This window comes from Flavobacterium urumqiense (assembly GCF_900108015.1).
GTDB classification, from domain to species: Bacteria; Bacteroidota; Bacteroidia; order Flavobacteriales; family Flavobacteriaceae; genus Flavobacterium; species Flavobacterium urumqiense.
The window spans coordinates 35,740-61,777 of sequence record NZ_FNVP01000015.1 but is presented as its reverse complement, the minus strand read 5'-3'; the positions used below and the strand labels follow the sequence as shown (position 1 = coordinate 61,777).

The window sequence follows — 26,038 nt, the reverse complement described above, 5'->3', positions numbered from 1 at the left end:
TCTGGTGCCATTTCCAAAAAATACTTAAAAGACATATCAAAACGGGAGCGCTCCACTACATCAACATCTGAAACGGTATAAATTGTTTTTAGAAGTAAATACTTGAACATACGCACAGGACTTTCCGCTGTTCGACCATTATTTGTACAGTATTTATTTAACAACTCATCGTAGATAAATGAAAAATCGATCAAATCATTGATTTTCCTTAGCAAATTATCCTGGGGAACGATTAAATCATATAATGAAGAATACGGACTGAACTGAATTTTTTGTTGCTGTACTAACATCTAAAAAGCCTTATGGTTACAGTTAAAAATACGAAAAAAGCAGTAGAAAACTATAGTTTTCTACTGCTTTTTATTAACAAGTAATTCTTAAAAAGACTTTTTCAGTGCCCTCCTTTTTAAGATAGCCTCTTTTATTATGCAATCAATCAAACTGAAGATTAATCCTTATCGTCTAAATTTGTTCCATGTTCTAGTAAATCTTTTATTAAGTCCCCAAGATCATTATGACTATCATCACTACCAGTACTAATTTCGATAACTCCGTCTCCGTCGGTATCTAACAATAGTCCTTGGTTTGCCAAAGTTGTTAATCTAGTCATTAAAGCATCAAGATGTATTTTAATATTTAAAGACATATCATTACTATTGACAGTGAAATCTTTGTTGTGGTCTTCAAAATCCATTTCAAGTTCGGCATCCTTGTCGCTCCAGATAATAAATGGTTTCCCATTAATGGTTCCTTTAATCAAATAAGTCTTGCCATTCATTTCACCAACTGAAGTGGATTTTTCAAACTTAAATTCGATTTCCTCATATCTAGCATTCGGAACATTTACAGAGGTAATAAATGGGCTTAATGTTAGGTTTGGATCGAGCAAGTCCAATAAAAAAGGCCCGTAAAGTTTAACGTCATCATGCTTTGGATCCGTACTGTGCATCGCATCTTCCATATCGGTTTCAAATTTGATCTTCGCAATATTAATCTTAAAGTCAGTGAAAACTACTGTAGAGGCTTCCACACGCGCAGTTAAAGAAGTCTTACCTGTTGTAGAAACCGCGGAGGCTTTTAAGGTTACATTCCCTCCTGAAGTGGAATCATTTGTACAAGAACTTATTACAAGTGCAAGTAATGCTAAAATTGAAAAGTTTTTCATAATTATATTTTTAAATTATTAAGTAATTATTAACGCAAAAAATATGCCATTATTACATTCTTTCCGGTACACTAATACCTAATAGTCTAAATGAAGCCGCAATAGTATCTGCTACTTTTTTCGAAAGTTGCACTCTGAATATTTTTTCATTAGCCACATCTGATCCTAAAATAGGAACCGCTTGGTAGAAGGAATTGTATTCGCGTACTAAATCATAAGTATAATTTGCTAACAATGCAGGGCTGTGATTGTGCGCCGCATTTTGTATCACTTCAGGAAATAGCTCCAGTTGTTTCAACAATTCTTTTTCCTTTTCATGAAGCATTACTATTTCTGATTTATTAGAAAAATCAAAATTTGCTTTACGAATAATCGACTGAATTCTGGCATAAGTGTATTGAATAAACGGTCCAGTATTTCCAGCAAAATCAACTGATTCTTCGGGATTAAAAAGAATTCTTTTTTTAGGATCCACTTTCAAAATATAATATTTTAAAGCTCCAAGACCTATCGTATTATATAATTTTGCTTTTTCGTCTGCTGAATAAGTATCTAATTTCCCTAAATCTTCAGCAATTTTTTGAGCCGTATCCGTCATCTCCTGCATCAAATCATCTGCATCTACAACAGTTCCTTCGCGGCTTTTCATTTTTCCAGAAGGCAAATCTACCATTCCGTATGATAAATGAAATAGGTTTTTAGACCAATCAAAACCGAGTTTTTTCAGAATTAAAAACAATACTTTAAAGTGATAATCTTGTTCGTTACCCACGGTATAAACCATTCCGCCTACATCTGGATAATCTTTCACACGCTGTATTGCAGTTCCTATATCCTGCGTCATATAAACCGCAGTACCATCAGAACGAAGCACTATTTTACGATCTAAACCTTCATCAGTCAAATCAATCCATACAGAGCCATCAGGATCTTTTTCGAATACTCCTTTTTCTAAACCAATCTGAACGACATCTTTGCCTAATAAATAGGTATTGCTTTCGTAATAATAACAATCAAAATCAACTCCCAGATTTTTATAGGTAATGGCAAAACCATCGTAAACCCAATGGTTCATAGTTTTCCAAAGTGAAATTACACCTTTATCACCAGCTTCCCATTTCAATAGCATCTCTTGGGCTTCCAGAATTATTGGCGCTTGTTTTTTGGCCTCTTCTTCCGTTTTACCTTCACTCATTAATTGAGCAATCTCTGCTTTATAAGCTTTATCAAAAGCCACATAATAATTTCCAACTAATTTGTCTCCTTTTAAACCTGTACTTTCTGGAGTTTGTCCGTTTCCGAATTTTTGCCAAGCTAGCATTGACTTGCAAATATGAATTCCTCGATCGTTTACTATTTGGGTTTTATATACTTTTTTCCCAGAAGCTTTGATAATCTCCGCAACTGAATAACCCAAAAGATTATTACGAACGTGTCCTAAATGTAGCGGTTTATTTGTGTTTGGAGAAGAATATTCCACCATCACCGCTTTTTCATCGGGATTTGGAGTAACGAAACCATATTTGGCATCATTTTTAATTTCATTAAAGAAATTGATATAATATTCGTCAGAAATAACAATATTTAAAAATCCTGAAACGACATTAAAACGACTTACTTCAGCAAGGTTTTCTACTAAATAGTTTCCGATTTTATTTCCTAATTCTACCGGATTACTTTTAACAACTTTCAACAATGGAAAAATAACCATTGTAATATCGCCTTCAAATTCCTTGCGTGTAGTTTGAAATTCAACTTTATCAATCGTAACGTCAAATAAAACTTTTACAGCTTTTATAATAGAGGGCGCAAGAATCTGTGGTAATGTCATGGTATAAATTTAAAAGTGCAAAGATAATTCTAATTCTTTAATCTGGTTAAAAAAGTTACTCAATTAAGTCTTAAAAACATTAATCAATAAAAAAAATCTTTCTACTGATTTATTTAGAATTTAGTTAACAAAATTTTAACATTTTTTAAAAATAATAATTCAATTTTCACTATTTTTGCTATGCAAAGTAACAACCTAATACATGAAAAAGGCACTTATTTTTATATTGTTGATGGTTTTATATACCGTTCACTCCCAATCCGTTACAATAAACACTACGAAATACACGATTGACCAATTGGTGAATAAAGTATTAGTGAATTCGCCATGTGTTCAGGGTATCAATGTAACTTCGAGAACAGGAACAACTTATGGATCATCCAACGGAATAGGCTATTTTGAAAATACTAATTCTGCCTTTCCATTTTCCAACGGAGTTGTATTAAGCACGGGAGATGTGACTAAAATTCCGGCACCCAATACTACTATTCTAAGCGATGGTATTCCAGCATGGTCGGGCGATTCAGATTTAGAAGCTAATTTACTTTCGCAGTCCGGAATAACTATTAATTCAATAAATGCCAGTTATATCGAATTTGATTTCCAACCCAAAACACCCAATTTCGATTTTTCTTTTCTTTTTGCTTCTGAAGAATATGGGACTTCCCAATGTAGCTTCTCCGATGCTTTTGCTTTTCTTTTAAAAGATGTAACAGCCGGAGGTACAAATGTAAATTTAGCAGTAATACCAAGCACAGCCATCCCGGTATCTGTTGAAACCATACGAGACATAGCTTATAATCCTAGTTGTCCTTCCGCCAGTCCTAACTATTTTGGTGCTTTTAACGGAGGTGGATTTGGCCCGGCCATAAATTTCAACGGACAAACAGTTTCAATGCTAGCTTCGGCAACTGGGTTAGACATTACGCACGTGTATCGCATTAAATTAGTTATTGCTGACGGAGGAAATAATACGGGTTATGATTCTGCTATTTTTCTACAAGCCAATAGTTTTAATATCGGGCAAAATGTTTTAGGACTGGATTACACAACGGCAAACAATGCTGCAATTTGTCCGGGAAACACGTTACCAATATTATCCGCCGCAGGTTTAGATTCGGGAACTACTTTCGTATGGAAAAAACAAGGAGTAGCATTTTCACCACCACAAACAGGGGAAACATTAGACCTCAACACAGTTAACCCAATAGTTGGTTCTGGAATTCATAATTACAGTGTCACATACAAAGAACCCGGTTGCATCGAAGTGACGGATGATATCACAATAGAAATTTTTCCCAAGATTGGCGTAATTACAAATGTTCCTAACATTTACATGTGTGATTCAGGAGCTTCCTCTTATGATTTTGATCTTAATAAAAACAGTTCAATCATTCTGGCTGGAGTTAACCAATCTACTGGCACAGCTGGTGTTTTAGATGATTTACCTGCAAATACTATCATCACGTATTACTTTACTGATGCAGATGCTAGGAGAAATACTGCCGCAATATCAATTCTTCAGACTATTTCGAGTACGGAAAGTGGCAAACAAATTTTTGTCAGAATTCAAAACCCTAACACGTTGTGTTATGAAATTAGATCTTTTCAATTACTGATTGTTGCATCGCCACTAATTGCAAATATGCCTGCTGATAATACATTATGCTCCAGGAATTTATCTGAAACCCCTCTTAAAGCTAATTTCAACTTAACGTCGCAAATTGCGTCCATTACTGGTTCTCAAAACACCTCATACAACATCCTCACTTTTCACTCCTCAGAAACGGAAGCAAAAAGCAATACTAATATCCTAACTCTAAATTCGAGCAACCAATTATTATCGCCAAGTACAACATTATGGGTCCGATTACAAAACATTTCAAATCCCAGTTGTTATGTTATTACCAGTTTTAATTTGATTGTCACCCCTTTACCAGAAGTAGATGTATTACCAGATGTATTTGTATGCACCTCTTACAAACTCCCACCATTAACAAAAGCTGGAGCGCAATACTGGAGTGGAAGTAACGGAACTGGAACACAACTTTTTGCCAGCGATGTTATAAACACTACCACAATGAACCTTTATGTTTTTAATCAATCTGGAGTGTGTGTCAACCAAGATTCTTTTAATGTTACCATTGCTGATTTAGACACAATCACACCAGCTTCTGAAACCTATTGTATACAATATTCACTTCCAGCTTTACCGTATGCAAAATATTTCACTCAAAGCGGTGGCCCTACTACTCCGGGAAATATCCAGTTAGCAGCTGGATTTACAGTGAATACTACAGGATTAAACAGAATATATATATGGTTTGAAGATACCACTGTTACACCATCTTGTACAAAAGAAAACCCATTTGATATAACAATAATACCATTTAGTGTATTGCCGAATTATCCAAATCAATTTGCATGTACTTCCTACACGCTGCCCGTTGATCCAAATGGTGGTGTTTATTATACTGGTACTAATAAAAGTGGATCCCTTTTGTCTGCAGGAACAGTAATAAATACGACGACCATTATTTATGTGTATAAAGAGAGTGGTACGGTTCCAAAAAATTGTGCTGACGAAAAAACCTTCACGGTTTTTATTAGCGTGGGAAGTATTACACCTCCAACAGATGTAAATTCCTGTTCTGCCTACGGTCTCCCTGCATTGACCGTTGGAGAATATAGAACTGCTGCTGCCGGCAGAGGAAATATTGTTCCTGCTGGAACATTAATTAATGCAACTACAACTATTTGGTTTTATGTTACTGGACAAACGTGCACCGATAATTTAGACTTTACTGTTACGGTAAATATTGCTCCTTTACCAGTAATACCAGATACCACCCCTCACTGCGATGTCTATTATTTACCTACTGTGGCACATTCAGGCAACTATTACACCGGACCTTTAGGGACTGGACAACTTCGTCCAGTGGGATTTCCGGTTACCACAACTCAAAAAATGTACTTCTATGATAAAGCTGTAAGTGGACCTTGTTATGTTGAAGAAGAATTCCTAATTACCATTAATAAATCTCCTGTAATTGATGCAAAACCTGTAGAAGTTATTCGATGTGGTCAAAGTTATATTTTAGATGATTTAAGAAATGGGGAATATTACGAATTTGCTGGTGGTCCATCGCCAACTAATCCTGTTTTACCGGCTGGTACCGTTTTGACAACTTCAAAAATAATCTATGTTTATGTCGCAGCTACAGCACCTAACACCTGCGTTTCAGAATACAGCATAGACGTTTTGGTTACTTTTGTAAATGACAAAGAAGATCAATATGCTTGTAATAGTTTTAACTTACCAGCCATCGTAGGTATGGGAAGTTATTACACCGCTCCAAGTGGTCCAAATGGAACTGGAGTACGATTGCTCCCTCCTTATTCCCCAATAACTACCACGACAACGATATATGTTTACGTAGAGAATAACAATAGAGTTACTTGTACTGATGAAGACCCTTTTACGATAACCATTTATAATAGCCCAACGATAACAACTATTGCGCCTGTAACCAGATGCGAATCTTATGAACTGCCTTCCTATTCAACACCTGTAACAAGATATTTTACAAATCCAGGTGGCCCGGGAAGCAACAACACTGAAAAATTTCCGGGGGATTTCATCACTGCTTCAACCACTATTTATGTGTATGCCGAGTCAGGAACATCTGCAACGGTTATTTGTCCTGCTGAAAAACCAATGGTAATTACGATCATCGAAAAACCAAAACCAGTACTTACCGTTCCAGCTATTTGTATTGATATTGATACCGGAATCACGACTGATGCTTTTATTGAAAGTGGATTCACTAGGCCGCAATACTCCTTTGAATGGAAAAGAGAAGACGGGACCTTGGTAAGTACAAAAGAAAATTTTTCAACAAGTGAACCTGGCAACTACACACTCACTGTTGCCAATTTATCGATATTTGGTTGTACCTCAGACATCATTCCTTTTACAGTTATTGAATCTTCGAAACCCGCTTCCGTAACATTTACAACCAGCGGATGGTTTACGGATAACCAAACCATAACTGTAAATGCCATCCCATTTGTAGGAGATGGAAGTAATTTCTTGTATTCATTAGATGGAGGTTCACCTCAAAGCAGTAACGTATTTAACAATGTAAGTTCCGGACTTCACGGAATAACGGTTAGCGATGCCAATTGTGGAACCTACGCAAATCCAATAACAGTGAGACTGATTAACAGCCCTAAATTCTTCACTCCAAACGGAGATGGTTTTAACGACACTTGGAATATTACTGGAATACCAAATAGCGAAAATTTAAAATTATATATTTTTGATCGCTATGGAAAACTGCTAAAAGAATTATTTCCAAATGGCTCTGGTTGGGATGGAACTTTCAATGGTTATGCGCTACCAGCGGATGATTATTGGTTTTCTATCTCGTATACCGAAGACACTATCACTAAAGAATATAAATCTCATTTTTCCCTCAAACGATAAATACTACTGTATTCTTTAAAAGGGCTTTTCTAATCGAAAGCCCTTTTTTTTTGTTATTTAAACAAATAAAAATGCAGAATGTGTGTAACAAAATTGAGCCTCATCAGTCTATTATGTACATTCAAAACCAAAAAAATTTTATTTATGTATAAAATAGTACTTTGTAATACATAATATTAAAATAAATATTTACATTTGCATCATCAATCAATTAAATCAAATCAATTATGAAACTAAAATTATCTTTAATCTGCTTTATTGGAACGTTGTTTTCAATGCAGGCGCAAACTTCGGTCAAACCAGCAATTCTGGAAAACTCCGGAATTATCTCTGGAAAAATTACTGACAAAAAGACTAATGAACCGTTGCCGTATGTAAATATTGTGGTAAAGGAAAACAACAAAGTCGTTACTGGTGCCATCACATCTGACAAAGGAACTTTTCAAATAAAAAATTTAGCCTTAAAAGATTACATTGTTGAAATCCAATTTATGGGTTACAAAACAATTTCAAAATCAGCAAAATTATCAGAAAATAATAGCGTCAATTTTAATACAATTGCCTTAGAGGAAGATGCGGTTCAATTGTCGGGAGTTGAAGTAGTAAGTGAAAAATCAACAATTGTACAAAAAATCGACAGAAAAATTATCAACGTAGGGAAAGATTTAATTTCTGCCGGAGCAACTGCAGGAGAAATCCTGAATAATATTCCTTCAGTAAGCGTGGATCCGCAAACGAATGCCATCAGTTTAAGAGGAAATTCTAATGTCCGCATACTAATCGACGGAAAACCAACTACTATGGATGCCGCGCAGGTTTTGCAACAAATTCCATCAGCTTCTATAAAACAAATTGAATTAATCACCAATCCATCGGCAAAATACAATCCTGAAGGAATGAGCGGAATTATCAATATTGTTTTGAATAAAAACAGTAAACTTGGATTTAACGGAAGTATTAATAATGGCGTAACCTTTGGTAAAACTCCAAAAGTAAATTCATCTCTTGACTTAAATTACAGATCTGGAAAGTTTAATTTCTTCGGAAATTATGGCTTTAATCATGGCAAATATTCAAACAACGGCTTCATAAATAGCAAGGAGTTGAATAATGAAAATACGCAGATTTTTGACATGAATTCTAAAAACACGTCTCATTTAGCTAAACTTGGATTTGATTTCAATATTAATGAGAAAAACACATTCTCTTTTTATACCAATCAAAATATTTCTCGAGGCAAAGATTTTGGAAATACTAAAGTCGATTACGTTTCTTCAGCTTCCAATGACCGCTTCCAATTATTTGACAATAAAAGCGAAAACCACTCTGAAACTTATAATTTTGATTATAAATTAGATTTTAAAAAAGAAGGACATAATTTAGAATTAGAAGTGAATTACAATAAAAATGACAGCCCTGAAAAAGCATTCTACACCAATGAAAATGGCACCACAACCTCTTTTACAAATGATGTAAAAACGTTGGGTAAAAACACGATTATTAATCTTGATTACATAAATCCACTGACGGAAACCACTAAATTAGAGTTAGGATTGGAAAGCAGAAATGAAAGTACTGCTAATAGTTTTTTTCTAAACAATGCATACAATTCGGACTTTACTTACGAAAGAACACTTTATTCAGCGTATGCCACTTTAGGAAAACAATGGAAAAAATGGAGTTTTCAAGCAGGAGCACGTTTGGAGCAATACAATGCGGAGGCCTTATTTAAAGAAGCTGGTCAAGCAGATGGCAAATTCAAAGATGATATTTTAAGTATTTATCCTTCTACCTTTTTAACCTATAATCTAACTGATAAGAACTCCTTCAACCTAAGTTTTTCGAGAAGAGTTGACAGACCAAGCCTGTCGCAAGTAAATCCAATTAGAGAATTTAGTACCCCTACATTAGACTCCAGAGGGAATCCAGATCTTGTCCCTCAATTTACCAATTCCTATGAATTGAATTATACAAAAAAAACCAAAATAGGGTCAATTACTTCAGGTATCTTTTATAGAAGAATTCAAGACGAAATTACTCGAGTATTGTTTACCAATGGCGACAAACAAATATTATCCTACGATAACTTCGAAAACAATGATGCCTTTGGATTTGAAATCTCAGGAAATTTAGATTTTAAAAAATGGTGGAGTGCTAATATCAGTTTAGATGCTTACCAGAAAAAAGTAAAAGGAACGATTGAAGTTACTCCTGGTAATTTCGAATTTGTAAGTGTTAATGCCACCGCCTTCAATGCTCGAATTAGCAATACATTTAAAGCGACAAAAGACCTACGTCTTCAACTATCAGCAATGTATAGAGGGCGTGACCTAAGCCTACAATTTCAAAGAAATCCAATGTGGAAAATGGACATCGGAACAAGTTACAACATTTTGAAAGGAAGCGGAACTATCAGCGCCCGTTTCAGCGATATTTTTAAGACCATGCATTTCTCATTCGAGGGCGACAGACCGTATAAATCAAACGGTGAATTTAATTGGGAAAGCCAATCAGCATATATAGGATTCAATTACCGTTTTGGTAGTGGAAAAAATAAAGCAATTCAAAGAAAACAACGTGACAAAAATGAAACCCAAGGTAGTGGTGGGCTTTTATAAATTATTTGAAATAATTTGTTACAAAGAAAAACCCGGAGTTTGCCAACTCCGGGTTTTTTGCTTTAAAAATAAAATTAAGTTATACTACCATTTTATAATTGCACTTGCCCAAGTGAATCCGCTTCCAAAAGCAGCCAAAACCACGGTATCACCTGATTTTATTTTTCCTTTTTCCCAAGCTTCCGTTAAAGCAATAGGAATAGAAGCAGCTGTTGTATTTCCGTATTTTTGAATATTATTGTAGACTTGGTCATCCGTCAATCCAAATTTCTTCTGAATAAATTGAGAAATTCTCAAATTTGCCTGATGCGGAATCAACATATCAATGTCTGAAACCTGTAAATTATTCGCTTGTAAACCTTCATTTATTACTTCGCTAAAACGAACCACTGCATTTTTAAACACAAATTGTCCATTCATATAAGGGAAATAACTTTCGTCATCCGGATCATTATCAGCAAGAATATCAGTAACCCAACGGCCACCCATTCCTGGTGCTTTTACAATTAATTCTTCGGCATGTTGTCCTTCTGAATGCAAATGAGTCGATAAAATTCCTTTAGTCAAATCCTCTTCTCTGCTCAAAACTGCCGCTCCTGCCCCATCACCAAAAATTACGGAAACGCCCCTGCCTCGAGAAGTCATATCCAGTCCTGTCGAATGCACTTCGGATCCAATAACCAATACATTTTTATACATTCCTGTTTTAATATATTGATCTGCTACTGACAAAGCATATACAAAACCGGAACATTGATTTCTGACATCTAACGCACCAACGGTTCTTAAACCTAAATCACGTTGAACCAAAACTCCTGGTCCAGGAAAATAATAATCAGGACTTAAGGTTGCAAAAACCACAAAATCAATATTCTCTTTTGCAACTCCAGAGCGCTCAATTGCAATTTCAGCCGCCTTTACTCCCATTGTAGTGGTAGTATCTTCACCTTTTATTATGTGTCTTCTCTCCTGAATCCCTGTTCTTTCCTGAATCCATTCATCGTTTGTGTCAATAATTTTTGACAAATCGTCATTAGTGACCACATTTGAAGGAACATAAAATCCTAATCCTGCTATTTTTGAATGGTACATATTTTTGTTATTTTATTAAATCAAGGATGCAAATTTAAATATTCTTTAAAACATCAGGCCACAAATTACTACTTTTTTGGCAACTTATCATTTTTATCTGTTTTTTTAGGAGCTATTTCCAGCTATCCGCTACAATCTTTTCTAGTATCGTTAAAAAAAAGCGATACAAGAAAAGGATTTTCACTTTTATCTGGGCTAGGGCTCGAGGATAAAACAAACATTTGATTCCCAATGTAACAATATTCAATTATTTAAGACAAATCAGAACAATAACATTTCTATTAATCGATAACATTTCAACAAATGAAATTAAAAATTACCTTATTATTGTTTCTTGGCCTTGGATTAACCGCATTTGCACAAGAAAATTTGAGCTACCAAAAACCATCTAAATCCATTTTAGATTTAGCAGATTATGAAAGAGCTCCTTCGGTATCAATGGATACCAAAAAAGAATATATGCTACTAAGCTATCGAAATACTTATAAAACTTTAGATGATTTAAACCAGGAAGAATTGCGAATAGGCGGATTAAGGATCAATCCGGTAACCAATATTTCGAGTACTGTTACCTACATCACCAACATCAAATTACGAAAAATAAAAGAAAAAAATGAAATCCAAGTTTCAGGATTACCTGAAAACCCACGTATTAGTAATATATCTTGGTCACCAAATGACAAGAAAATTTTATTCTCTCATACTACAAATACGGGAGTGCAACTTTGGGTATTAGATGTTGCTGCTGCAAAAGCTACAAAATTAACAGAAGCCACAGTAAATGCTAATCTAGGAAACCCGTTCAGTTGGTTCAATGACAACGAAACTATTTTGGTAAAAATGCTGCCAAAAAACAGAGCCGCCTTATTAGATGCCAAAAAAGATTTGCCAACAGGTCCGATTATTTCAAATGCTAACGGTTCAAAATCACAAAACAGAACCTATCCGGACATGTTGAAAAACAAAAATGACGAAATCAATTTTGAAAACATCATTACTTCTGAATTGTATAAAGTAAACATTAACGGAACAGCAACATTATTCAAAACTGCCAATACGTATGCCGGAGAAAGTTTCTCTCCAGATGGCAATTATTTGATGCTGACCACTATTCAAAAACCATTTTCTTATATTGTTCCGTTGAGTCGTTTTCCATTAAAATCAGTAGTTTGTGATAGAAATGGTACGGAAATAAAAACAGTTAATGAAGTGGCTCTCAACGAAATTATGCCAAAAGGTTTTATGGCGGTTCGCAAAGGAAAAAGAGAAATGAGTTGGAGAAATGATAAACCAGCTACATTATCGTATGTTGTCGCTTTAGATGAAGGAGACCAAGCCAATAAAGTTGATTTTAGAGATGAAGTTTTTCTTTGGAATGCTCCTTTTAATGCCGCTGCAACCTCATTGGTAAAAACACCACAACGATTTAGTAATGTAATTTGGGGAAATGATAACGTAGCGATTGTTTCAGATGAATGGTATGATACTCGAAATACCAAAACGTATTTGATAAACCCATCCGATTTAAACCAACAACCAAAAGTAATTTCTGATAGAAATTCACAGGATATTTATTCTGATCCCGGGAATTTTGAAACCAGGAAGAACCAGTACAATAAATATGTGTTGGCTATCGAAAATGATAACGCCTATCGTATTGGAAATGGATTTACAAAAGACGGACAATTCCCTTTTATTGATGAATTTAATTTAAAAACATTACAGCCAAAACGCCTTTATACCTCAACTTATAAAGATAAAAAAGAAGATCTATTAGAGATTGAAGATTTCAAAAAAGGAGAAATATTAGTTCAAATTCAATCTAAAAATGATTATCCAAATTATTACTTTAGAAACATCAAACAAAAAAATAGTTTAACACCAATTACCACTTTTAAAAATCCTTTTGAAAGCATCAAAAATGTCAGTAAAGAAGTAATCAGATACCAACGAAAAGATGGTGTAGAATTATCAGGAACTTTGTATTTACCAGAAGGATATGATAAAGTAAAAAAAGAAAAATTACCACTATTGATTTGGGCTTATCCGGCAGAATATAAAGACAAAAAATCAGCAGGGCAAAGCAATCAAAACCCGAATGAATTTACGTTCCCTTATTATGGATCTTTTGTCTATTGGGTAACCAAAGGTTATGTAGTATTGGACGATGCTTCATTTCCAATTATCGGGGAAGGAACGACAGAACCAAATGATAATTTCATGTCGCAATTAGTTGATAATGCGGAAGCGGCAATAAATGCAGTGGATGCTTTAGGTTATATAAACAAGAAAAAAGTCGCTATCGGCGGACATTCGTATGGTGCTTTTATGGTTGCTAACTTATTGACGCATTCTAATCTTTTTGCTTGTGGTATTGCAAGAAGCGGCGCTTATAACAGAACCTTAACTCCGTTTGGATTCCAAAGTGAACAACGCAACTACTGGGAAAGACCGGATGTTTACAATACAATGTCACCTTTTATGAATGCGGACAAAATGAAAACGCCAATGCTTTTGGTTCACGGTGAAGCCGATAATAATCCTGGAACTTTTACTTTGCAAACCGAGCGTTATTTCCAAGCTTTAAAAGGATTAGGTGCTCCAGCCAGAATGGTAATTTTACCAAAAGAAGCGCATAGTTATGTGGCAAAAGAAAATATTTTGCATTTACTTTGGGAACAAGATCAATTTTTAGAAAAGTATTTAAAAAATAATGAGGAAGTAAAAACAGAAAAAACAAAAATTGCCAAAAGTTTATAATTTAAGTGGTTTCTTTTATCCTGTAATCATTATAACATATTGATAAAAAAGGACCTCTTTTATGAAAGGAAATAGAAATAACCCCAAAACTACTCGTTTTGGGGTTTACTCTTTTACTGCAACACCGTTATAAAAGGAGAAAACAGCTTCCACTTATAATCGTTATTAGAACTAAAATTACTGAACACTGATCGCAGAACACTGCTCGTAGCTTCCTAAGCTAACATCAATGTCACCTCTTGATTGAACTCTAATTCTGAATCATGTTCAAAGAAAATTGCTCTTTTTTCAAATGCCGCTTTAATTAAATAATGACTTCCTTTAAAGTAGGACTGTTTTACAACCGCTTTCATCATTCCGTTATCAACTACTTTTAACTGATGGGGATATAATAAAAGAAGTTCGTCATGGTCGTCCTCAAGTTCAATTAATTGCGATAATTTTATCTCATTAACTTCTCCAAAAAGAGAAGCAACATATTTATTCGCTGGATTTTCATACAAGGTTTTTGAGTTCCCTTTCGCAATTACAGCTCCATTTTTCATTACGATAGTTTCGTCAGAAAAAGATAATGCATCCGTGCTATCATGGGTAGCTGTAATACAGGTAATTCCCTTTTCTTTTAGGTAGCGGAATAAATTTCGGCGTAAAGAGTTTTTCCTGAAAGTATCAATTTGGCTAAAAGGTTCGTCCAACAAAATTATTTCTGGCTCTACCGCTAAAACTCTTGCTAAAGCTACTCTTTGTTGCTGTCCGCCGCTTAGTAATTTTGCTTTTACTTTTGCAAACTCAGTCATTTCTACCATTTCTAATAGTTCTTGAACCCTTGCTTGTTTAGCACTACTATTTGTATTCGACAAAAACTTGCCTACATTTTCTTCAACAGTTGTGTATGGCATCAAGTCAAAATCCTGCGCTAAATATTTTATGTAATCCTCACCTGGAACAAGATTGTGCTTAGGCCCCAGAATTGGTTTTTCATAATTCAAAATGGCACCTTGATCAACATCGTATAAACCGTAAATGAGTTTTAGTAACGTACTTTTGCCGCAGCCACTTTCGCCAATAACGGCTATATTTTGCCCTTTGCCAATTGTAAAACTAACATTCTTAATAACAGGATTTTCAATATAAGTAAAAGAAATGTTTTTAATTTCAAGCATCATTGTGATTTAAGAGCGCAAATTTACACTGTTTAATTTAAATAAAAAGCCAAAAAAAAAGCTGTTTCATTACGAAACAGCTTTTGTTTTTAGTATATTCTAACGTTAGTTTTTCACTTCCGCTTTTGCTTCTTGAATCATTTTTTCATTTGCAGTAATAGCAAACTCAACACGACGGTTTTGACTTCTACCGTCTACAGTTTCATTTGATGCAATTGGGTCAGCAATTCCTAAACCAGTTGTTTGAAATCTGGCAGAAGAAACTCCTTTGCTAGCTATATAACTTCTAACTGATGCCGCTCTCGCTGCAGAAAGTTTCAAATTATAAGTGGCAGTACCAGTATTATCAGTGTATCCGTAAATAATAATATCAGTATCAGGATATTCTTTAAAAACCGGAACTAATTTATCTAAATTAGCTTTTGCAGTAGTAGTCAAAGTAGATTTGTTTGTATCAAAACGTACTGCATTCTCATTCAAAACTAATTTGATACCTTCTCCTACACGAACCACCTCAGCTCCCGGAAGTGCAGCATCGATTTCTCTTGCTTGTTTGTCCATTTTATTACCAATAACACTACCGGCAACTCCACCAACAACACCACCTAAAACAGCACCAAGTGCTCCTTTTCCACCTTTTCCAAGGTTATTTCCTAAAATTCCTCCTATAACCGCACCACCAACAGCTCCTATTCCAGCTCCTTTTTGTGCGTTATTGGTGTTTTTTAATGCTTCACAACTTGTAAACATTGAACCCATAGTCATTAATGTTGCTAACGCAACTATCGAAATCTTTTTCATATCTGTCTTTTTAATTAATTAGTTTTTTTGAAATTGGTAAACTACATCAGTCATTTTACCAGCGACATCAATTTTATCAATTAATTGAAATGATGTTGGAGTTTGGTTTGCTAACATAAGAATGTATCCTTCTTTAACTTTTTTGGCTTTCAAACCTGCATTAAGAACTTTCAATATAAATTGTTTGTCTTTATTTACAAACCAAGTAATTGGTGAACTAAATGACGTACAACCTGCTTTTGTCAAAGCCATGGTCCCTTTGTTATTGTTTGAAACAAACTTCCACGTACTTCCTACAAAACAATCTGAATCAGCAATTTGTAATGAATTCACTTTTACATATTGAGAACCAGGATAGCTAACAGAATTGATTACCCAATTTCCTTTCATAGCAATTTGTGCTTTCGAATCTATATTTGTACTTGTTGCTGATGTTGACTTGCAAGCGAACATCAAAACAGACAATACACATAATAAAATAATTTTTTTCATCTTTTAAATATTTGATATTAATATTAATATTACTACAAAGATACAAAAGATAAAAAATAAAATAGTTTCAAAATTAAATCATTTTATATCATAATTAACAGTTCCGCCAATTTGTCACTTCATTTATAATTGGTATTCTATTTGAAAGAATAAATCAATCAGATTAAACTTAAATATTTACAAATATGACAACAGGTAAAATTAATGTTTCAGTAGAAAACATCTTTCCTTTAATCAAGAAATTCTTATACAGCGATCACGAAATTTTCTTGCGAGAATTAATTTCTAACGGAACAGATGCAACACTTAAATTAAAGCATTTAACCAGCATTGGCGAAGCCAAAGTAGAATACGGAAACCCAATCATCGAGGTGAAAATCGATAAGGAAGGCAAAAAACTGCACATCATCGATCAAGGTTTAGGTATGACTGCTGATGAAGTGGAAAAATACATCAACCAAGTTGCGTTTTCTGGTGCGGAAGAGTTTTTGGATAAATACAAAGATTCAGCTAAAGATTCTGGAATTATTGGTCATTTTGGTCTTGGTTTCTATTCTGCTTTTATGGTTGCTGAAAAAGTGGAAATCATCACTAAATCATTCAAAGATGAACCTGCTGCACACTGGACTTGCGACGGTAGTCCGGAATTTACCTTAGAGCCTGCTGATAAAACTACTCGCGGAACAGAAATTATCTTGCATATTGCTGAAGATTCTCTGGAATTCTTAGAAGATTCAAAAATCAATCAGTTACTGAACAAATACAATAAGTTCATGCCTATCCCAATTAAATTTGGAACTAAAACGGAGAAAATTGAACAAAAAAAGGGTGAAGAAGTTGCTGCGGAAGATAAAGACAAAATTTTTACTGAAGTAGAAGTTGACAACATCATCAACAACCCAAACCCGGCTTGGACGAAACAACCAACGGAGTTATCAGATGAGGATTATAAAAATTTCTATAGAGAAGTATATCCAATGCAGTTTGAAGAACCGTTATTCCACATTCATTTGAATGTTGATTATCCGTTCAACTTAACCGGTATTTTGTATTTCCCAAAATTAGGTTCTGATCTACAAATTCAGAAAGACAAAATCCAATTGTACCAAAATCAAGTGTATGTTACGGATAATGTAGAAGGAATTGTACCTGAATTTTTGACGATGTTAAAAGGAGTTATAGACTCACCGGACATTCCGTTGAACGTTTCTCGTTCTGGATTGCAAGCGGATGCTGCGGTGAAGAAAATCTCCAATTACATCACGCGTAAAGTAGCTGATAAATTAAAATCGTTGTTTACTGAAAACCGTGAAGATTTTGAACAAAAATGGAACGATATCAAAATCGTTTTAGAATACGGAATGCTTTCTGAAGATAAATTCTACGAAAAAGCAGGAGCGTTTGTTTTATATCCAACAGTTGATGGGAAATATTACACTCTGGAAGAATTAAAAGAAAATCTTGCTGCGAACCAAACGGATAAAGACGGAAAATTAGTAGTTTTATATGCTGGAAATAAAGAAGCGCAACACTCTTATATCGAAATTGCAAAAGACAAAGGATATGAAGTATTATTGCTTGATTCTCCTATTATCTCGCATTTAATCCAAAAAATTGAAGGCGATAACAGCAACATGACATTTGTACGTGTGGATTCGGATCATGTTGATAATTTAATCAAGAAAGAGGAAACTACTATTTCTAAATTATCGGAGGAAGAGCAAACCAACTTGAAAACCGTTTTAGAAGCCATTGTTCCGAAACAAAATTATTCGGTTCAACTGGAAGCTTTAGATAGTAATGCTTCACCATTTATCATCACGCAACCAGAATTTATGCGTAGAATGAAGGAAATGAGTCAGTCTGGTGGCGGTGGAATGTTCGGAATGGGAAATATGCCGGAAATGTACAATTTAGTAGTAAATACTAACTCTGAATTGGCAACAAGCATCCTGAACAACAAAGACAAAGATGCTCAGGAAAGTTTGGTCAAACAAGCGCTTGACTTAGCTAAATTATCACAAAACCTATTAAAAGGAGAAGCGTTGACTGCTTTCGTGAAAAGAAGTTTTGAGCTGATTAAATAAGCAGAGAACCTATTTTATGAAGTAAGTGTGAATCGCTATTCTAAACTTGCTTAGGAATATCCAAAATACTAAAGCTGTCCAACCTTGGGCAGCTTTTTTTTTGGAGCAAAACGATTGTTTTTCAGAATCACTATCGTCCCGCTATGCGCTACAATCTTTGCTTTTGGCTGACGCCAAAGCAAAGGATTTTCACTGCTATCGGGGCTATTTAGGATGTTTTTGTTTTCAAAATAATATTCATCAAAACCACTCAAACCAGTTCACTTATTAAATAATTATTTTAACTTTTTGTAAAGAATTGTTTATATATTTGAATTAAAATAAAGTATGACTGTTATCATACATACCCACCCAGAATTGGGTGGCTTTGTATGGTTTTGTCATACATATAAATGAGTTAGTGGCAAGCAATCTGCACAAGAAACATTATTTTAAAAACAAACCTTTTTTAAATCCAAAAATAAAAAACAGAAAATAAATTTTAAATTATTTTTTTATAATTGATATATCAATTATATTCGCATCAAATAATTTTAAATGAAACAAAAAAATCCAACAGGAACTGTTCTTTATACTATTGAACAAACAATAAAAGAGTATAGGAAAATTTCGCAGAAAAACATAGGGAAAATTGTAAGTGATATAACTGTTGACCAATGCTTATTACTAATAATTCTCGATAAAAATTCTAATTATTCTCAAAAAGAAATCGCAGAATTAATTTTTAAAGATAACGCTTCAATTACACGAATAATTGAATTAATGGTAAAGAAAAATTATCTAACAAGAAAAATAAACGAATTAGATAGAAGAAAATTTAACCTTGAAATCACAGAAAAAGGAAAAAAAACAATTGAATTATTATCACCAATTATAAACAAAAACAGACAAAATGCTCTTGACGGATTATCACAAGATGAAATGGAATTTCTTGACAAAATACTAACTAAAATAATCTTGAACTGTAAAAAATAAAATGGGAAAACTAAATCAAATAACTAAATCAAGCGTAATATTTCATTTTAACAAAATTAAAATCAAAAATGTAAAAAACTTATTTTTATTCTTTTTGTATTTTATGTCAACCTTTTCATTTGGTCAAAGTTTGGATACTATTCAACAAAACAGAGCAAATTTATTAACCGAAATTGGTGAAAAAATAAAGGATAATTACATATTCGCTGATATTGCACTTAAAACCGATTCTTTACTAAATTTGGAAATAAAAACAGCTAATTTTAAAAATTTAACTAACGAAGAATTTGCAAAAAAAATAACTACTTATTTAAGAACAGTAACTAAAGATAAACATTTTTTTGTTAAATATTTTAGTGATAATCAAACTAAACCCAACATAGTAAATGAAAAAGAACAACAAAAATCAGACAATTTTTCCAATAGCCTTGAAAATTTTGGTTTTGAAAATATAAAAAGACTTGATGGAAATATTGGATATATAAATTTCAAAGGATTTGCCGAACCAAAAGCAAGTGAAACTGCATTGGCATCAGCAATGAATTTTATTGCAAATACAAATTCATCAATTATTGACTTACGAGAAAATCGTGGTGGCGATGGTGGAATGTTACTACAATTTTGTAGTTACTTTTTTAATAACAAGATAAAACTATATGATGCATATTATAGAAATAAAGGTAAAAACATTGAAAATTGGACACGAAATAAAGTAAAAGGAACAAAATATCTCAATAAACAGGTTTATATTCTTACAAGTAAAAATACCTTTTCAGCAGCCGAAGGCTTATCATATTTTTTGCAATCATACGGAATAGCAAAAGTAATAGGAGAACAAACAGGAGGTGCAGCAAATCCTGTTGACCATTTTATTATTGACAATAAATATCTATTATTAGTTCCAAATGGCAAAATTACTGCAATGTTGACAAAAAATAATTGGGAGCAAATTGGTGTTATTCCAAATGAAATAGTCAAAAAAGAAAGTGCATTAACAAAAGCTCATATTATAGCTCTAAATGAGTTATTAAAAATTAGAAACAAAACAGAATTGAGCGAAACTGAAATACGTGAATTAATACATAAATTAGAAAAAGAATTGTAAATAATTTGCCAGCCACTAACAGCCGTTTTGAGCTAGTGTGTGATTTAGTGGAATTACCGTTTCGCATCATATTTTCTGCAAACCAAGATCGCGCTGATATACCACAGTCGTTAGCTCCCGATCGCGCCGATATACCACAATCGTTAGCGCAGTTTTGCAAACTGTGCCCACAATAGTGAGCAAACAATACAAATAACACAAAATATGTCGACAAAGTATAAAGCCACAACAACCGAAGATGCTTATTTTATTACTATGACTACAATGGGTTGGGTGGATATTTTTACAAGATTAAAAAAAAAATCCAGCTAGAGCGAGCGTCCCGCTCGTCAACATTCTCAAGAGTAAATAAATATAAATTGCAATAGGCACTAGCAGGAATTAATCATATCATACTAAAAAAAAATAAATTATGTCAAGAATTGTAATGGCAATAGGTTTAGTAATCGTTTTTATAGGTTGGATTTTATACCGACTAATAATTAAAAAAGACTTAAATAAAAATTTAAATAACGTATACCTTGGACTATTTTTTATAATAATATGGGCATTTTTTTATTTTTTTATTATTGAATATTTTTAAAAATCGTGTACTAATGGCTATGCATCCTCAGAAGCTCGATCTCACGGATTAGCAACCCTGCACACATAGAATATCTGTAAAGAAAAATCCGCAATTTAAAAATTTCAAAAAAAAAGGATTGTATATCATTTTTAATTGAGCACTGTAATGGGCACGGATTGCAAATTCGCGCTAACGGGAGTTTTAAGATGATTAGATAAAATTTCTCCCTAAACTTTAGAGAAAATAATTGAAACCTGCAAGCGCAAACTTGCAGGTTTTTTTGTTTAAAAAATTACCATGGTATGCACTTCTTTTAAACAACAATTAATATACTAAACTGCATTGGATAAAGCACCTTATTAAATGTGATACAACACAATTGAAAAATAAATAGGCATTCCAAAAGTAATGTTAAAAGGAAACGTTACCGCCAAAGCCATGGGTAAAAATATTCCGGGGTTCGCCTTTGGAACTGCTATTTTCATCGCGGCCGGAACGGCAATATAAGAAGCACTCGCCGCTAGGACAGCAAAAATAAAACGATTCCCAACATCATCGGTAACGAATTGACTTAAAAAAGCAACAATACATCCGTTTAGCAATGGGAAAACAACAGCAAAAAAGACGCTAAACCAGCCACTTTTGAAAAAATCATTTAATTTTCGTCCACTAACAATTCCCATATCCAATAAAAATAAAGCCAAAAACCCCTTGAAAATATCAGTGGTAAACGGCTTAATTCCTAAAGCCTGTTGCTCACTGGCCAAAAACCCAATAACCAAACTTCCAAGAATCAAGAGTACGCTTCCGTTAGTAAACGAGTGTTTAACAATTGTACTCATTTTAGTTTTCTGAACATGTTCTTTACTAAACAGCCGAATTAAGATTACCCCAATAATAATAGCTGGAGCCTCCATTAGTGCCATTACAGCAACCATGTGACCGCTGAAATTGTAGTTTTGAATTTCTAAAAAAGAGATGGCTGTTACAAAGGTAACTGCACTCACGGATCCATAAGCCGCCGCAATAGCGCCCGAATTCTCAATGCTGTACCTTTTCTTTAAAATAAAAAATGTATAGAATGGAATTAATACTGCAATCAATACCCCAAAAACGATCGACCACAGTATATCTAGAGTAAAGTGACTATGAGCTAATTCCTGTCCGCCTTTAAAACCAATTGAAAAAAGAAGGTACAGCGATATAAATTTAGAGGTATTCTCAGGAATTTCTAAGTCACTTTTGACATAGACTGCTATAATTCCCAAAACAAAAAACAACAAGGCCGGATTAGTTAAATTATCCAGTAATAAACTAAGATTCATATTTTAATTATTTTAAAATTATTTTACACATTTTGACTATCTTATTTTTTCAAATCGCAATCTTTTTCCTTTTATATCTGTCTTTACAAGTCCTTTTTCATAAACCAAATTTCCATTTACAAAAGTTGAAATAATGCTGCTTTTAAAAACCTGTCCTACAAAAGGAGACCACTTGCATTTATATAAAAGAGAACTTGTGGTTACCTCCTGTTTTTTATTTAAATCGACTATAACTAAATCCGCAAAATAGCCCTCCCTTATATAGCCTCGTTCTTTTATTTTGTAAATTTCGGCTACATTATGGCTCATTTTTTCTACAATTTTCTCCAAAGGAATTTCGCCACGATGAAATAATTCTAACATTGCTAAAAGCGCATGCTGCACTAATGGTCCGCCTGAATGCGCCTGAAAATAATTTCCTGCTTTTTCGGCAACTGTATGAGGAGCATGATCCGTTGCAATAATATCTATTGAATTATTGAGCAAATACTGCAGTAAACCTTTTCTATCATGCTCTGTTTTTATGGAGGGATTCCATTTGATCTTGGAGCCCAGTCTATCATAATCGGCATCTGAAAACCAAAGATGATGCACACAAGCCTCGGCGGTGATTCGCTTCTCTCTAATTGGCTTTTTATTATCGAATAATTTGGCTTCCGCCAAAGTTGAGATATGAAATAAATGTAAGCGAGTGTGGTATTTTTCAGCAATAGAAAGTACTCTCTTGGTAGCTTTTAGGCAAACTTCCTCATCCCGAATAAGGGAATGATAAAAAAAAGGAATTTCAGTTCCGTAAAGGCGTTTATAATCCTCCGTGTTCTTTTTTATCAGTGAATCATCTTCACTGTGCAAAGCCACCAACGTGTCGGTTCTTGAAAAAAGTTGCTCCAAAAATTCTGGATAATTGGCTAAAATCCCCTCATCATTATTAAAATAAAGCCCATCATCTGTAATTCCACATACATTTTCGGTATTTATTTTTAAAGCTTCTTCCAAGTTATTTTTTGAAATACCCATAAAAAACGAATAATTAGCAATTGATTTCTCCGCCGCCATCGTGTATTTTTCTTCTAATAATTCTTGTGTCAGCGTATTGGGAATCGTGTTGGGCATATCCATAAAGGAGGTGATACCACCAGCCACAGCTGCCACAGATTCCGTAAAAAGGGTGCCTTTATGGGTTAATCCGGGATCTCTGAAATGAACCTGATCATCAATCACGCCGGGTAACAGATAAAGTCCTGTTGCGTCAATTTCGATGATTTTTTTAGCTGGGTTTACGACAATCGATGGAGCTATCTTTTCAATTCTTTCTGCTGATATCAACACATCTAAAACACGTATTTGACCTTCGTTAACTACAGTTGCGTTTCTGATAATAGTATCCATATATTATTTTTTTGTGGCTCTTTGCAGTCGGTCGTTTATCGTTTTGCCTAAGCCAACATCTGGAAATCGTTCCGCTATAATGCAGTCGAGATGGCAATTATCCAATCGATGCAAAGCAGCATACAATTGCGACGCCGCTTCTGCTAAATTTCCTGTGGAAGATAAAATTTCCTGTTGCACAATTTTTGGATCATCAATCTCTTTTTGCAATACTAAAACTCCTATTTTTTGCTGCGGAAACGTTTTCAGCTTTTCCATCTCATCAGCTGTCAAAAAAGTGGTCGTCAAAGGCGCATAATGCTTAGAAAACATGCCTGGTGCCGCTGGAGCGATTTCATCGTGGGTAATCATTTTTACCGGTCCTACAATTGCTTCAATATCCTCCAAAGCCAAAGAACCCAAGCGGTATACAACAGGCTCACCGTTTACAAATCCTACGATGGTCGATTCTATTCCCCTTTCACAAGCTCCTCCATCCAAAACCAATGGCAACAAATCTTTGAAATAACCGGCTACATGTGCTGCTGTAGTCGGACTGATACAGCCAAAAGGATTAGCACTTGGAGCAGCTAAAGGATAGGCTAACTGATTCAGCAGCGCCAAAGTCAATGGATGATTTGGCACCCTGACCGCTACAGTATCTTTGCCACCAGTAACTAGATCCGGAATGGCAATTTGCTTTTTTAAAACCAAAGTTAAAGGTCCCGGCCAAAAAGCTTTCGCTAAAATTAAGGCTTTTTCAGGAACGGCTCTTGCTATTTCATGCAAATCATTTACCGACTTAATATGAACAATTAAGGGATTAAACAGTGGTCTTTGTTTCATTGTGAAGATACTTTTTATGGCTTTTGAACTGTAAATATTCCCTGCTAGACCATAAACCGTTTCGGTAGGAATTCCTATGATTTGCTCCTCATTTAAAAGGGCAACAGCTTTTGTAATTGAATTACTAATTATACTCATGTATTAAGGGTTACAGAAATCACAAAATTCTGGTTCTTCAGTTGTTTTTTGATGTGGATGCATTTTTTCGGAAATAAAAGAGCAGCTCTTGCACCCATAAATAAAACTCAAGGTAGATCTTGTGGGCGCTGAACACCAGGAACAAGGCAAGCCCTGTTTGACATTTGTGACACAAAAACCAGGTGTTTTACAGCTTGGACATTCGGTTTTTATAGTTTCCAATAATTTTTGCGCCGCTACTTTTATCACGCCCATACGAGTAGGGTTATACAGCGCACGCATGTCGGTTTCAGCATAAACACTCCCATGCATGTTCATTATCTGCTGAAAAGTATCCTCCAATTGACTCATTGTAGTGATCCCTTTACTTATCGCAGTTAAGTCATTCGCCTCGGTTCTCAAAATTACGGCATGTGACGGGAATTGAATTCTGTTTGCAAAATTCAAGAGCATTTCTTTATTATGGATTTTTTCTCCATAAAAATTAGTCTCCAAACTGAGTTCTCTGGCAATGATTTGTAAATCGTTTTTTTTATCGATGAAAATTAAAAACTCATCATCAGCCTGCGCAAAAAAAATAGAAGGATGTGAACCAAAAGAACCTTCGCTGGCTATTGCTAAATCGCAATCAAATTCCTCCATTGCCGTCAAACATTTAGCTCTAACCGTTGCTAACGCCGTGTTTTTTCGCTCCACTTCGCCTGAAAAAGTGCCGAAAATATCCGAATCATACTCTTCCGGAACAAAACAGTGAACACCTAAACCTTTTTCAAAAATTGGAGCAATCACCTGCTCTTTGTGATGTTTGGTTGCAATAAGCAATTTCCTGTCTTTAAACATCCACTTCTGTTTTGCTTTTGGGTTGGAGTACAATTTGAATTACACCTTCAATTTTTAGCTCCATATTTTTTAAGGATGCTTCGCTGATGAGATCTTTGATGTAAGCTGAAGCCTCAGAAAGAGTTTCGAGCCTCGTTTTTGAATGCGAATTGTCTTCATCAAATCGAATTTGATTACTAAATTTTTCTAAATTATGATAATTAATCTTATTATTGATTAACGAAAATAGTACTTTACCCGCTTCCGATGGTGCGAATTGACCTTCAACTAGCTTAAATTGATATTCTTTTTCCATAGCTATTATATAATAATTTTTGAGTTTTTGGTAATTTGTAAGTAGTAAAAAATATTCCGATTCCCAAAAATAAAGTAAAAAAG

General features: G+C 34.3%; 18 protein-coding genes. 6 read left to right on the top strand and 12 right to left on the bottom strand.

Features of this window, described 5'->3' with window-relative positions:
• The 3 genes from C4S35_RS14400 to argS form a co-directional block, all read right to left on the bottom strand.
• The coding region (locus tag C4S35_RS14400; protein ID WP_146059561.1) for a transposase at positions 1 to 290 on the bottom strand (290 nt) is incomplete at its 3' end.
• A gap of 158 nt (positions 291 to 448) precedes the next feature.
• Complete coding sequence (locus C4S35_RS14395; RefSeq protein WP_104000849.1) at positions 449 to 1,165, bottom strand: hypothetical protein; 717 nt, start codon at positions 1,163 to 1,165, stop codon at positions 449 to 451.
• A 52-nt stretch (positions 1,166 to 1,217) separates the two neighbouring features.
• Positions 1,218 to 2,996: an arginine--tRNA ligase gene (gene argS, locus C4S35_RS14390; RefSeq protein ID WP_104000848.1), complete on the bottom strand. Its 1,779-nt coding sequence runs from the start codon at positions 2,994 to 2,996 to the stop codon at positions 1,218 to 1,220.
• Positions 2,997 to 3,198: 202 nt separating this feature from the next.
• Here argS and C4S35_RS14385 point away from each other — a divergent pair, with 202 nt between their 5' ends.
• Together C4S35_RS14385 and C4S35_RS14380 are read left to right on the top strand one after the other, a co-directional pair.
• On the top strand, positions 3,199 to 7,485 hold the full coding sequence (locus C4S35_RS14385) for a T9SS type B sorting domain-containing protein (RefSeq protein WP_104000847.1): 4,287 nt from the start codon (positions 3,199 to 3,201) through the stop codon (positions 7,483 to 7,485).
• A gap of 227 nt (positions 7,486 to 7,712) precedes the next feature.
• A complete protein-coding gene (locus tag C4S35_RS14380) occupies positions 7,713 to 10,103 on the top strand; it encodes a TonB-dependent receptor (RefSeq protein WP_104000846.1) in 2,391 nt (796 codons plus the stop codon).
• Between the two features lie 84 nt (positions 10,104 to 10,187).
• Here the strand turns inward: C4S35_RS14380 and C4S35_RS14375 are convergent, their stop codons facing one another.
• Positions 10,188 to 11,195, bottom strand: coding sequence for a 3-oxoacyl-ACP synthase III family protein (locus C4S35_RS14375; protein WP_104000845.1), 1,008 nt, complete (start codon positions 11,193 to 11,195; stop codon positions 10,188 to 10,190).
• A 303-nt stretch (positions 11,196 to 11,498) separates the two neighbouring features.
• On the opposite strand from C4S35_RS14375, the gene C4S35_RS14365 reads away from it, so the two are divergent.
• Positions 11,499 to 13,955: a S9 family peptidase gene (locus tag C4S35_RS14365; protein WP_104000843.1), complete on the top strand. Its 2,457-nt coding sequence runs from the start codon at positions 11,499 to 11,501 to the stop codon at positions 13,953 to 13,955.
• A gap of 215 nt (positions 13,956 to 14,170) precedes the next feature.
• Here the strand turns inward: C4S35_RS14365 and C4S35_RS14360 are convergent, their stop codons facing one another.
• The 3 genes from C4S35_RS14360 to C4S35_RS14350 form a co-directional block, all read right to left on the bottom strand.
• Entirely contained in the window at positions 14,171 to 15,118 is a 948-nt protein-coding gene (locus C4S35_RS14360; protein WP_104000842.1) for an ABC transporter ATP-binding protein, read from the bottom strand.
• Between the two features lie 105 nt (positions 15,119 to 15,223).
• A complete protein-coding gene (locus C4S35_RS14355) occupies positions 15,224 to 15,919 on the bottom strand; it encodes a YiaD family glycine zipper/OmpA-like lipoprotein (protein WP_104000841.1) in 696 nt (231 codons plus the stop codon).
• A gap of 18 nt (positions 15,920 to 15,937) precedes the next feature.
• On the bottom strand, positions 15,938 to 16,411 hold the full coding sequence (locus C4S35_RS14350; protein ID WP_104000840.1) for a lipocalin family protein: 474 nt from the start codon (positions 16,409 to 16,411) through the stop codon (positions 15,938 to 15,940).
• A 185-nt stretch (positions 16,412 to 16,596) separates the two neighbouring features.
• Between C4S35_RS14350 and htpG the strand changes: the two genes are divergently transcribed.
• The 3 genes from htpG to C4S35_RS14330 all read left to right on the top strand — a co-directional run bounded on the left by htpG (position 16,597) and on the right by C4S35_RS14330 (position 20,578).
• Positions 16,597 to 18,498 carry a molecular chaperone HtpG gene (gene htpG / locus C4S35_RS14345; protein WP_104000839.1) on the top strand — a complete coding sequence of 634 codons (1,902 nt, stop codon included), beginning with the start codon at positions 16,597 to 16,599 and terminating at the stop codon, positions 18,496 to 18,498.
• A gap of 537 nt (positions 18,499 to 19,035) precedes the next feature.
• Positions 19,036 to 19,473: a MarR family winged helix-turn-helix transcriptional regulator gene (locus C4S35_RS14335; protein WP_104000837.1), complete on the top strand. Its 438-nt coding sequence runs from the start codon at positions 19,036 to 19,038 to the stop codon at positions 19,471 to 19,473.
• Position 19,474: 1 nt separating this feature from the next.
• Positions 19,475 to 20,578 (top strand): S41 family peptidase, encoded by a 1,104-nt coding sequence (locus C4S35_RS14330; protein ID WP_104000836.1) that lies wholly within the window; start codon positions 19,475 to 19,477, stop codon positions 20,576 to 20,578.
• A 924-nt stretch (positions 20,579 to 21,502) separates the two neighbouring features.
• Here C4S35_RS14330 and C4S35_RS14325 read toward each other — a convergent pair.
• Genes C4S35_RS14325 through C4S35_RS14305 form a run of 5 tightly spaced genes read right to left on the bottom strand, consistent with a single transcriptional unit; the run spans position 21,503 to position 25,955 of the window.
• A complete protein-coding gene (locus C4S35_RS14325) occupies positions 21,503 to 22,468 on the bottom strand; it encodes a sodium-dependent bicarbonate transport family permease (RefSeq protein WP_104000835.1) in 966 nt (321 codons plus the stop codon).
• Between the two features lie 36 nt (positions 22,469 to 22,504).
• Positions 22,505 to 23,857, bottom strand: coding sequence for a dihydroorotase (locus tag C4S35_RS14320; RefSeq protein WP_104000834.1), 1,353 nt, complete (start codon positions 23,855 to 23,857; stop codon positions 22,505 to 22,507).
• Positions 23,858 to 23,860: 3 nt separating this feature from the next.
• Positions 23,861 to 24,820 (bottom strand): L-threonylcarbamoyladenylate synthase, encoded by a 960-nt coding sequence (locus C4S35_RS14315; RefSeq protein ID WP_104000833.1) that lies wholly within the window; start codon positions 24,818 to 24,820, stop codon positions 23,861 to 23,863.
• Between the two features lie 3 nt (positions 24,821 to 24,823).
• Positions 24,824 to 25,660, bottom strand: coding sequence for a DUF6671 family protein (locus C4S35_RS14310; protein ID WP_104000832.1), 837 nt, complete (start codon positions 25,658 to 25,660; stop codon positions 24,824 to 24,826).
• Complete coding sequence (locus C4S35_RS14305; RefSeq protein ID WP_104000831.1) at positions 25,653 to 25,955, bottom strand: hypothetical protein; 303 nt, start codon at positions 25,953 to 25,955, stop codon at positions 25,653 to 25,655. Before C4S35_RS14305 ends, C4S35_RS14310 begins: the two co-directional genes overlap by 8 nt.
• Positions 25,956 to 26,038: the final 83 nt, after the last annotated feature.